At 66.8% G+C, this 10,688-nt stretch carries 10 protein-coding genes; 3 read left to right on the forward strand and 7 right to left on the reverse strand.

Annotation, left to right across the window (positions count from 1 at the left end; all coding sequences use genetic code 11):
* The first annotated feature begins 19 nt into the window (after positions 1 to 19).
* Entirely contained in the window at positions 20 to 1,996 is a 1,977-nt protein-coding gene (gene metG, locus RCI06_RS09890) for a methionine--tRNA ligase (protein ID WP_306575884.1), read from the forward strand.
* A gap of 264 nt (positions 1,997 to 2,260) precedes the next feature.
* Here metG and RCI06_RS09895 read toward each other — a convergent pair whose 3' ends face one another.
* Positions 2,261 to 2,851 (reverse strand): hypothetical protein, encoded by a 591-nt coding sequence (locus tag RCI06_RS09895; RefSeq protein ID WP_306575886.1) that lies wholly within the window; start codon positions 2,849 to 2,851, stop codon positions 2,261 to 2,263.
* Positions 2,852 to 2,939: 88 nt separating this feature from the next.
* Between RCI06_RS09895 and RCI06_RS09900 the strand changes: the two genes are divergently transcribed.
* The gene (locus tag RCI06_RS09900) at positions 2,940 to 3,707 is read left to right on the forward strand and encodes a TatD family hydrolase (RefSeq protein ID WP_306575889.1); all 768 of its coding nucleotides are present in this window, start codon (positions 2,940 to 2,942) and stop codon (positions 3,705 to 3,707) included.
* Between the two features lie 348 nt (positions 3,708 to 4,055).
* Positions 4,056 to 4,700 (forward strand): N-acetyltransferase, encoded by a 645-nt coding sequence (locus RCI06_RS09905; RefSeq protein ID WP_101549130.1) that lies wholly within the window; start codon positions 4,056 to 4,058, stop codon positions 4,698 to 4,700.
* A gap of 53 nt (positions 4,701 to 4,753) precedes the next feature.
* On the opposite strand, the gene galU is transcribed toward RCI06_RS09905, so the two are convergent.
* From galU to RCI06_RS09935, 6 genes are all read right to left on the reverse strand, one after another.
* Positions 4,754 to 5,626 (reverse strand): UTP--glucose-1-phosphate uridylyltransferase GalU, encoded by an 873-nt coding sequence (gene galU / locus RCI06_RS09910; RefSeq protein WP_172439150.1) that lies wholly within the window; start codon positions 5,624 to 5,626, stop codon positions 4,754 to 4,756.
* Positions 5,627 to 5,739: 113 nt separating this feature from the next.
* Complete coding sequence (locus RCI06_RS09915; protein WP_306575892.1) at positions 5,740 to 6,897, reverse strand: polysaccharide pyruvyl transferase family protein; 1,158 nt, start codon at positions 6,895 to 6,897, stop codon at positions 5,740 to 5,742.
* Positions 6,894 to 8,048, reverse strand: a complete 1,155-nt coding sequence (locus RCI06_RS09920) for an O-antigen ligase (RefSeq protein ID WP_101549123.1) — start codon at positions 8,046 to 8,048, stop codon at positions 6,894 to 6,896. Before RCI06_RS09920 ends, RCI06_RS09915 begins: the two co-directional genes overlap by 4 nt.
* Positions 8,045 to 9,175, reverse strand: coding sequence for a glycosyltransferase (locus RCI06_RS09925; RefSeq protein WP_306575895.1), 1,131 nt, complete (start codon positions 9,173 to 9,175; stop codon positions 8,045 to 8,047). Before RCI06_RS09925 ends, RCI06_RS09920 begins: the two co-directional genes overlap by 4 nt.
* Positions 9,172 to 10,380 (reverse strand): glycosyltransferase, encoded by a 1,209-nt coding sequence (locus tag RCI06_RS09930; RefSeq protein WP_306575898.1) that lies wholly within the window; start codon positions 10,378 to 10,380, stop codon positions 9,172 to 9,174. Before RCI06_RS09930 ends, RCI06_RS09925 begins: the two co-directional genes overlap by 4 nt.
* On the reverse strand, positions 10,377 to 10,673 hold the full coding sequence (locus tag RCI06_RS09935) for a hypothetical protein (protein WP_306575901.1): 297 nt from the start codon (positions 10,671 to 10,673) through the stop codon (positions 10,377 to 10,379). Before RCI06_RS09935 ends, RCI06_RS09930 begins: the two co-directional genes overlap by 4 nt.
* Positions 10,674 to 10,688: the final 15 nt, after the last annotated feature.

Raw genomic sequence — 10,688 nt, forward strand, 5'->3', positions numbered from 1 at the left:
TGCAAGGAGGTTCCACATCATGAATGGAACAGGAAAGACATTTTACATCACCACCCCCATCTACTATCCGTCGGACAAGCTGCACATCGGACACAGCTACTGCACCGTCGCGACGGACGTCATGGCGCGCTACAAGCGTATGCAGGGGTTTGATGTCATGTTCCTGACCGGCACCGACGAGCACGGCCAGAAGATCGAGGAAAAGGCGAAGGCCGCGGGCGTGACCCCGCAGCAGTATGTCGACAGGGTGGTCGCCGGCATCAAGGAGCTGTGGAAGCTCCTCAACATCTCCAACGACCGGTTCATCCGCACCACCGACGACTACCATGTGGAATCGGTGCAGAAGATTTTCAAGGACCTCTATGACAAGGGCTACATCTACAAGGGCTCCTACAAGGGCAAATACTGCACGCCCTGCGAGTCCTTCTGGACCGAGAGCCAGCTGAAGGACGGCAAATGCCCCGACTGCGGCCGCGAGGTCATCGACGCGGAGGAGGAGGCCTACTTCTTCAAGCTCTCCGCCTTCCAGGACCGCCTCATCAGGCTCTACGAGGAAAACCCCCACTTCATGGAGCCGCAGAGCCGCCTCAACGAGATGGTCAACAACTTTATCAAGCCCGGCCTCGAGGATCTGTGCGTCTCCCGCACCTCCTTCTCATGGGGCATCCCCGTCACCTTCGACCCCGGCCACGTCGTCTACGTGTGGGTCGACGCGCTGACCAACTACATCACCGCGCTCGGCTACGGCAACGACAAGTATCACGAGTTTGAAAAGTTCTGGCCCGCCGACGTGCATTTCGTCGGCAAGGAGATCATGCGCTTCCACACGATCATCTGGCCCGCCATGCTCATGGCGCTCGACCTGCCGCTGCCCAAAAAGGTGTTCGGCCACGGCTGGCTGCTGCTCGAGGGCGGAAAGATGAGCAAGTCCAAGGGCAACGTCGTCGACCCCGTCGTGCTCGTCGAGCGGTACGGCGTCGACGCCATCCGCTATTTCCTGCTGCGCGAGTTTCCCTTCGGCTCGGACGGCCTCTTCTCCAACGAGGGGCTCATCACCCGCATCAACGCCGACCTCGCCAACGATTTGGGGAACCTTGTCTCCCGCTCGGTGGCGATGGCGGAGAAATACTTCGGCGGCACCCTGCCGGCGGAGCGGAAATCCGAGCCGGTCGACGAGGAGATCATCTCAATCGCGCGCGGGCTCAAGGACCGCTACGAGGCGCAGATGGAACAGTACGCCTTCCAGAACGCGCTGATCGAGGTCTTCAAGCTCATCTCCCGCACCAACAAATACATCGACGAGACCGCCCCCTGGGTGCTCGCCAAGGAGGAGGCCAACCGGCCCCGCCTCGCCACGGTGCTCTATAACCTGCTGGAATGCGTACGCATCGCGGGCATCCTGCTCGCGCCCTTCATGCCCGCCACCTCGCCCAGGATCTTCGCGCAGATCGGCGCGGCCGGCGGCATCACCACCTACGAGTCCGCCGGGACGTGGGGCCTGCTGCCCGCCGGCGTGACGGTCAAAAAGGGCGAGGGCCTCTTCCCGCGCATCGACGTGGCCAAGGAGCTCGAGGCGCTCGAAAAGGCGCGCGCCGCCGCCATGGAAAAGGCCGCCGCCGCGGAAAAGAAGCCCGCCTCCAAGGCGGAACAGCCGGAGGGGGTCGCCTCGCTCATCACGATCGACGACTTCGCGAAGGTGCGGCTGCGCGTCGCGCAGGTGACCGCCTGCGAGCCGGTGCCCAAGGCGGATAAGCTCTTGAAGCTCACCCTCGACGACGGCAGCGGCACGCCCCGCCAGGTCGTGTCGGGCATCCATCCGTGGTACGAGCCGGAGGCGCTCACCGGCAAAAAGGTGATCGTCGTCGCGAACCTCAAGCCCGCCAAGCTGCGCGGCGTCGAATCCAACGGCATGATCCTCGCCGCCGACGCGGGCGAGAACGACGTGAAGGTCATCTTTGTCGACGAGTCCGTCCCCTGCGGTTCGGTGGTCCGGTAGCCAGGGGAAACTTTTGAAAAAGGTTCCCCTGGACCCCTTCAAAACTTTTGGTTCAGGCGAGTACTACTAGCTGCCGCCCACGCGCCCCGTGGAATCAAAGTTTTCGCCCGCCTTTTCCAAAAAGGCGGCGGGGTCAAGGGGCGGAGCCCCTTGACGCGCCCGCAGGCGCGGAACACCCCATCCTGAGAAGCGATTTTTTGGTTCTTTTTTCAAGAAAAAAAGAATGACGGCTGATGCAAAGGGCCTTTGCATCAGCCGTCCTTTTCAGAGGTTCCCCTTCCCGTCGAGGTACTCGAGCTGGCGCTGCACCAGCCGGATCCCGGTGTGTCCGTCCGGAAGCTCCTCGACGTGCAGGTTATAAAGGCGCATCCGCTCGGAGATTTCGAGGTTCGCCTTCTCCTCCTCGTCCACGCCCATGAAGAACCATACCGCCCGCTTGATCGCGTTTTCCACGATCTGCACGTAGGGCGTTCCCGGCTCCATCATGTAGATCGACCCCGGCGTCACGCCGGTATAGGAGGCCATAAAGTTCTTCTTCGCAAGCCTGAGGACCTCGGTGCGCAGACCGCCCTCCACGTCGATGCGGTCGGCGGCGCGCTTGAGCGCCTCAAGCAGTTCTACCTTGGTCGTCACGGTCATCACAAGCCCCTCCTGTTCGATCATCAGCATTTCATCCAGCACGCGCCCCGGCGTCTCCCCGACCGTCCGGCCGATCGCCTGGAGGATCCTTCCGGTCAGCGCCGCGGCGGGTTTCCCGTTGGCGCTCGCGAGCGTCTGCTGGCTGAGCCCCGTCTCCTTGAAGACGTCGTATCGCTTTTTCCCATGCCTGCCGAGATAGACGTCGATCAGCTTCAATGGAATCCCCCCTTCGCTTTCACTATACTACGATATTTTTTATTAGTCAAGTATTTCGTAGTAGTATATTTTTTCTGTGAGGTGCGCCATGTACCAGAATATCTTCGATACCCACGCCCACTACGACGACGAGCGGTTCGACGGGGACCGCGAAGCGCTGCTCGATGCGCTGCCCGCCAAAGGAGTCGTCGCGGTGGTCAACGCCGCGAGCGACATGAAAACCTCCGCCTCCGGGCTCGCGCTCGCCCACGCGTATGATTATTTCTACTGCGCGGCGGGGGTGCACCCGCACGAGGCGGGCTCCTTCGCGCCGGGCGACCTCGACGCCATCGCCGGTTACGCGCGCGACCCCAAGGTCGTCGCGGTCGGGGAGATCGGGCTCGACTACCACTACGATTTCTCTCCGCGCGACGTGCAGCAGCAGGTCTTCGAGGCGCAGCTCGGGCTGGCCAACGACCTCGGTTTGCCGGTCATCATCCACGACCGGGAGGCGCACGCCGACACCCTCGCGCTACTGAGGAAATACCGCCCCAAGGGGATCCTGCACTGCTTCTCGGGCAGCGCGGAGATGGCGGGGGAGATTTTGAAGCTCGGCATGTATCTCGCGTTCGGCGGGGCGGTCACCTTCAAAAACGCGAAAAAGCCCGCCGAGGCGGCCGCCGCCGTGCCGCTCGACCGGCTGCTCGTCGAGACCGACTGCCCCTACATGACCCCCGAGCCCTTCCGCGGCAGGCGGTGCGACTCGTCGCTCATTCCCCACACCGCCGAGCGGCTCGCCGCGATCAAGGGGATCTCCGCACAGGAGCTGCTCGACATCACCTGCCAGAACGCGCGCAGCGTCTACCAGCTCGACTGACGGGCGGCGGGCGAGGCGAAATTCCGCCGCCAAACGGACGGAACCTCACCGGCCCAACCCACGCCGGTCCCGACGCGCGCGCCGGAGAAACCGCGAGAAATCGCGTGAAAAACAGAGACCGCACCCTTCCCGGGGGCCGAGGCCGCGCCCCGGCGCGGCTTAGGACGCTCCCGCGCGCCACAATCCGTTTGCGGGTTCCTTGTACAAAGTGCTATAATCAGAACATCCAGGGACGCAGTTCCATCCGGCAAACAAAACGCTTAGGGGTGGAACTATGACCTAGCCATACTCACCAAAATATGTTGTGCCTATTTGTACCAATCAACAAAATTTAAAGGTGAGTGAATCTTGAAAACCGACCGATTATACCGCGTGGAAAAAGAGGACGCGCCGAAGCTGAACCAGCTTTTGACCGAGTGCTTCGCGAAGGATCCTCTTTACCTGCAACTGATCCCGCAAAAGGACAAACGCCAAAAACTTCTGCCGGAACTTTTTAGCTGCGACCTGGACGAACTGTTTGAAAATTGCGAGGTGTACGCCGACAGCGCCGATCTAAACGGCATCATCGTGGTCTCGGACGAAACCGAGCCCTATAACCCGCTCAAATACTACGCCATCGAGCTGTACTACGCGCTCAAGACGGGCGCGTGCCTCATCCGCGACGACCATTCGCTGCGGACCTTCTGGAACTTCCTCAAAGGCAAGGATTACCTCAACTCGGTGTGGACCGGCGACATCGGTTCCGACCGCCGCATGCACGTCGTCTACTTCGCGGTGCGCCCGTCGATGCGCGGCAGGGGCGTCGCAACCAGACTGATGCGCGCCATCCAGGATTACGCCGACGAAAACGACCTGCTCGTTTCGCTCGAGACCCACAACGAGAAGAACGTCAAAATGTATGAGCACTACGGCTTCCGCCTCTTCGAGGTCGTTCAGAAGCACTTTTCCCTCAAGCAGTTCTGTATGGTCCGTCCGGGCCATGCGGCCGCGTGAAAGGAAAACCAATGAAAAAGAACCGCCTTCCGGCGGTTCTTTTTTTTGCCCTTTTACAGCGTGCGGACGAATTCGCGCAGGTAGTCCCGGAATTCCCGGCCGATCTCGGGGTGGTTCACCGCCGTCTCGACCGCCGCCTGCATGATGCCCAGCTTGTTGCCCATGTCGTACCGGGTACCGACGAAATCCACGCCGATCATCCCTTCCTCCCGCGCGAGCACCTTCATCGCGTCGGTGAGCTGGTATTCCCCGCCCGCGCCCACCGGCAGCGACTCGAGGATCTGAAAGATGCCGGGCGGCAGGATGCAGCGCCCGAGGATGGAAAAGTTGGAGAACGCCTGCTCGGGGGTCTGCGGTTTTTCGACCATATCGCTCACCCGGTAGACGTTCCCGCTGAGCGGGTCCACCTTGAGGGAGGAGTAGCGCGTCACCTGGTCGAAGGGCACCTCCTTCATGCCGAGGCAGCCGAGCCCGTGGCGCTCGTACTGCTCGATCAGCTGGCGGCAGACGGGGTCCTTCCCCATGATGACGTCGTCGCCATAGAGCACCGCGAACGGCTCCTCCCCCACGAACGGCTTCGCGCAGAGCACCGCGCTGCCCAGCCCCTTGGCCTCCTGCTGGCGCACATAGGTGATGTTTGCGAGCTGGGAGATGCCCACCACCTCGTCGTAGACCTCCCGCTTGCCCTTTTTGAGCAGGTGGTCCTCCAGCTCGGGGGAGCGGTCGAAGTGGTCCTCCACCACGTGCTTGCCCCGGCTGAGGATGATGCAGATGTCCTCGATGCCGCTTTTGGCGGCCTCCTCCACGATATACTGGATCGCGGGCTTGTCCACGATCGCCAGCATCTCCTTGGGCATCGCCTTCGTCGCCGGAAGCACCCTCGTCCCCAGCCCCGCGGCCGGAATCACTGCCTTGCGGATTTTCATCTTCATCGCTCCTTGCCGTTATTCCGTCTTAGTTTGCGCCGAAGCGCGCGGTTTATTTTTCCACAGGTCCTGTTCCCATCATATTCGATTCCCGCCCGTTCGTCAATCTTCTTTCACATGCCCGCCCCTTCGAGCGCGCCGCGCAGCAGCTCCAGCGACCTTTCCCGCAGGGCTTCCAGCCGCGCCGGGGTCCCGGCCGGCAGCGGCCCGGGCGGCCCGGCGGCAAAAGCGCCGGACGAAATCCGCCGGTCCTCCAGACCGAGCAGGGGAAGCAGCGTGTCCAGCCGGGTGTTGGTGGAGCCGCGCGCGCCGGACAAAAAGCGGTCGAACAGGTAAAAGCGCGTGTCGAGGAGGGCGGAAAACGCCGTGCAGTGGTAGGAGTCGGTGAGCACGCAGGCCGCGCCGTCGACAAGGGACAGAAACTCCCCGGGCGAAAGCCCGTAAAGCGGGATATCCGCGTAACCGCGGTCGGCTGAGACGGCCCCGTCGAGGTGGGGAAGCGCCGCGACGGGCAGGCCGGACGCCTCCCGCAGACGGGCGGCAAACTCCCGGTGGGCGGGGTTTCGGCCGAGAAAATAACAGAGCAGATAGCCGCCCGCGGGGAGCGGCGCGGGTTTTTCGAGCGCGCGCCATTTCCCGGGCGGCAGGAGCAGGACCGGGTCGGCGGCGAGCGGGACCTCCCGCCCGGACAGCTCTCCGATCAGCGCGCGGCCCGACTCCTCCCGCGCGGAAATCCAGTCGAACCGGCGGAGGAACCGGGCGGCTGTCCGCCGCTGGCGGACAGAGAGGCGGCCCACCCCGAAGCTCGCCGCCCAGGCGAGCTTCGGGACCTCCTCCGGGACGAAATCGAGCGTATAAAAGCCGTCCGGATAGTTGGCGGGGTGCCAGAGCTGGTCGCTGCCCGAGAGGAACGCTCCGTAGCCGGGCACGGCCCCCTCGAGCGCCGCCCTGCCGCAAAGGCGGGGGGAGAGGCGCAGATATTCCCGCGCGAATTTCCCGAGCGCCTCCGCGCGCGCCGCGCGGCCCGCGGCCGCCCCGGGGCCGAGGCGCGCTTCGCGCGCCGAATCCGCCGCGCGGGCGAGCCTGCGCCCGACGCGGGCCGGGTCGAGCCGGAGGCGGCGGAGCCTTTCGGGCAGGCTCCGTTCCGGTTCGTACCAGAGCGTCTCGTTCGGCACGCCGAGACTGTCCAGCGCCGCCTGCGCGGCGTACGCCTGCAGGACGCTCCCGTAGTTTGGGACCTGCCAGCAGGAGGCGACCGCGAGCGGCTTCATGGCGCCGCCTCCCCCGTGGAAAATTCCCCCGCAAAGAAGCAGAGGGTGAAGAGCAGGAAATTGTGAAACCGGTAGGGCTCCATCTGGAAGGCGAGCAGCAGGCAGCCGAACGCCGCCGTGAGCAGGAAGCCCGCGCGCGTTTTCCGGAAGCGCCACAGCCGCCGCGCGCAGAGGAAAAGCAGCAGGAAAAACGCCGCCACGCAGACAAGCCCGCCGGTGAACGCAAGGTCGAGGTAGAAGTTGTGCGCGTGGGTGGCGCCGATGAGGGCGCGGGCCTCCGCCGGCTCGGGCAGGCCCACGCCGGTCAGCGGGGAACGCGCGAAGGCATCCCCCGCGCGCTCCCAAATCCACGCGCGCCCCGAGAGGGTCGCGTCCTTGTGGAGGGCCCGCTCGAGGAAGCGGGAAAACCGCTCCTGCACCCCAAAGCAGACGAGCCCCGCGAAGACCAGCGCGTTCCCGGCGAGCGCCGTCCCCGCGTTTACAACGCGGGGCCTCCACCCGGCGGCGGAGAGGAGCACGGCCAGCAGGAAGAGCAGCGTCACGGCGGCGGAGGTCACCGTCCACGACCGGCAGGCCGCCCCGGCCGCGCAGGCGCAGACCGCCGCCGTCCGGACGGACAGCCGCCGCCCCCGCTCGCAGTCCCGCAGGGCGGCGAGGCAGACGGCGGGCAGCAGGGTGGTGAGCGCGGCGTTGTCGTAGCCGAGCAGATAGTTTTCGCGGTAGGCCGCCGTCGCGTACATGCCGCCCGGAAAGGCGAGCACCGTCGCAAAGTGCGCCGCCGTGAGCAGCCCGAGCGCGAGGGACGCGCCGTCGAGGAACGCCCGGCGGCCGGTGCGGACCGCCATTTCCGTGATGGCGGCGGCCGAAAGGGTGCTGACGACGATCATCGGCAGGGTGGAACCGAAGCTGCCGAGGCGGGACCAGGTGGTCAGCAGGCGCGCGCCGCAGAAAGCGGCGAGGGCGAGCATCCACTTGGAGAGGCTGCGGTAGAAAATGAGCCAGACGAGCAGCCCCGCCCCCACCGCGAGGTAGCGCGCCGCGTCCCATGCCCGGTCGAGCGCCGCCAGCGCCGGCAGGTCGGAGACGCAGACGGGCTTATAGAGGAGCAGGAAGGTCACGAAGAGGTAGGCGCGGCTTTGAAGCAGTCTCAAAGGCCCCGCCCCCTCTCCGCGCGGCAGCGTTCATAGAGGGCTTCCAGCCGCCGCGCCGCCGTTTCGGCGCCGCAGCCCGCGGCTTCGACCTCTTCCGCGCGGCATCTTCTCGGGAGCCCCTTCGCGGCGAGAATTTCCCCCGCCCATCCGGCGGCGGAAAGCCCGGGCGGCAGGAGCCGCAAAAGCCCGGTGACGGCCGCTTCGCGCGGCACCGCGCCATCGGGGGCGAAGCAGGGCAGGCCCGCCGCCTGCGCCTCGAGCAGGGCGATGCCGAAGCCCTCGTACCGGGTGGGCAGCGCGAACGCGTCCATCGCCTGAAGGAGCGCGGGCACGTCCTCCCGCGCGCCCAAAAAGCGCACCGTCTCCGCGATTCCCAGCCGCCCGGCCTCGGCGCGCAGGGCGGGCCCCTCCTCCCCGTCGCCCGCGAGCAGCAGCAGGGCGTCCGGTTCGCGCCGCCGCAGCTCCGCGAAGAGCGCGAGCAGGAAGGGCAGGTTCTTCTGCTGGTCGAAGCGCGCGGCGCAGCCGACAGTGAACGCCTCCCCGAGCCCCAGCGCCGCGCGCGTCCGCCGCCGGGCGTCGGCGGAAAAACCGAACCGCGCGGTGTCGACCGCGTTGGGAAGCATGGTGAACGGCGCGTCCCCGAAGAGCCAGCGCCCCGCGTCGTCGGAGCAGGCGGCGCGGTGGGTGGCTTCGCGGCGCATCAGGCCGCGCAGAAGCGCCAACGCCGCCGGGCGGGCAAGCCGCCGCGCGGTAAACCGGAACGGCAGGCGGACGCCCGCGAGGTGGGCGTGCACGATGCGCGCCGGCACCCCGCGCCGCCGCGCCAAAAGCGCGTAGAGGGCGGACCACTCCTCGAGGTGCAGGTGGACGGCGTCGTAGCTTCCCGCCAAGAGCGCCGCGTCCACGGCGCGCAGGTTTTCCCGCAGGCCTCCCACGCGCGGCGGGATGGGGCGGACGGGAATCCCCGCCGCCTCGAGGGCGCGCCGGTTCGCGCCCGACCCTGCCGGATCCGCCTCCGCGAGCACCTCGCAGCGAAACCGCTCCCGGTCGAGCCGGGGCAGCAGCCCGGCGAGCAGCGACCCCACCCCGCCGATGCGGACGGAGGGCGCGATATGCAAAATGTTCACGGCGTTTCCCCCTCGCAGAGCGTTTGATAGATTGCGAGCAGCCGCCCGCGGACCGCCCCGGCGGAAAACATTTCCCGCGCACGTTTCACGGCGGCGCGGCCCATCCGCTCATATTCCGCGGGCGGAAGGGCGAGCGCGCGGGAGAGCGCCTTTGTGAGCGCGTCCGCGTCGCCCGGCGGGACGAGGAAGCCCGTCTCCCCGTCCGCGACGTGCTCGGCCAGACCGCCGGCGCGCGACGCGGCCACGACCCGGCCCGCCGCCATCGCCTCGCAGGCCGCGTACCCGCTCGCCTCCCGCCAGAGGGAGGGGACGGCCACGCACTTCGCGCCCCGGTAGAGCTTCCGCAGGGCCTCCCCCTCCACCCGGCCGCGGAAGGTCACGCGGGAGCCTCCCCGCGCGGCCGCCTCCAGCGCGCTTTTCAGGGGCCCCTCCCCCGCGACGACGAGCGGCGCGCCGAGCCGTTTTGCCGCCTCGAGCAGCGGGAAGAGGCCCTTCTCCTCCGAGAGCCGGCCGCAGTAGAGGATATAGTCCCCCTCGGGCGGCGTGTAATCGAACGCCGTGCCGGGCGGCAGGGGATTCGGCAGGTGCAGGACGGACGCGCGGGAAAATCCCGCGCGTTCCAAAAGCGCCCGGTAGCATTCGGACGGCGCGATGAAGCAGCCGACCTTGTCGTAGAGGCGCAGGCGGCGGGCGGCCCATGTCTCAAAACTCCCCGCGAGGCTTTTTGAGACGGAGCCGCCGACGCACCGGTGCAGGAGACAGGCGCGGTATCCCCCTCGCAGGCAGTCCTCGCAGGGCTTCCCCGCCCGCAGCATCAGGTGGTTGGGGCAAAGAGGCAGCAGGTCGTGCACCGTCCAGACGACGGGGATCTTCCGCCGTGCGAGCGGCCCGAGGATCGACAGGGTCAGGCTGTGGTGCACAAGATTCAGGTGCGCGACGTCCGGGCGCTCCCGCGCGAGCAGGGCTTCGAGCTTTCGGGCGGCCTCCCCGTTCCAGAGCATCCGCGCCGCGTCGAACGGGCGCTTTTGGGGGTCGAGCGGCCGCGCGAAGAATTCCGCCTCGCCGCAGGGCAGGTTTCGCGGGTCCGCCGCCGAAAAGTGACGGACCTGATGCCCCGCCTCCCGCAGCATCCGGTCGAGCGCGAAGAGGTAGGTTTCGGTGCCGCCCACGGGATAGTGGTAGCGGTTGACCAGCAGGATCTTCATCCGCGCCGCCTCCTTCGCATCCGGCTTTTCACCCCGCGCGCCCACGGATAGGCGCGCGCGTGCAAGAACGACATCACCGCCAGCATCAGCCCTCGGGGGAGCAGATGCGCGGCGGCGGTCGTCAGGCGGCCGACCGGCCCGCGCCCATCCGGGCGCGGCGGCTCCTCCCGCCAGGGGGAGGCGGCCTTGTGCGCGAGATACTCCGCCGCGAAGGGGTGCGGGCAGTCCGCGTTCCACGGACGGCTCCCCGAATAGAAGCAGGCGGTGAAGTGCACGACCGCCGGGTCCTCCACCGCCTGCTTCTATTC

Source organism: Anaerotruncus massiliensis (ex Togo et al. 2026) (genome assembly GCF_030825285.1).
Taxonomy (GTDB): domain Bacteria; phylum Bacillota; class Clostridia; order Oscillospirales; family Ruminococcaceae; genus Anaerotruncus; species Anaerotruncus massiliensis.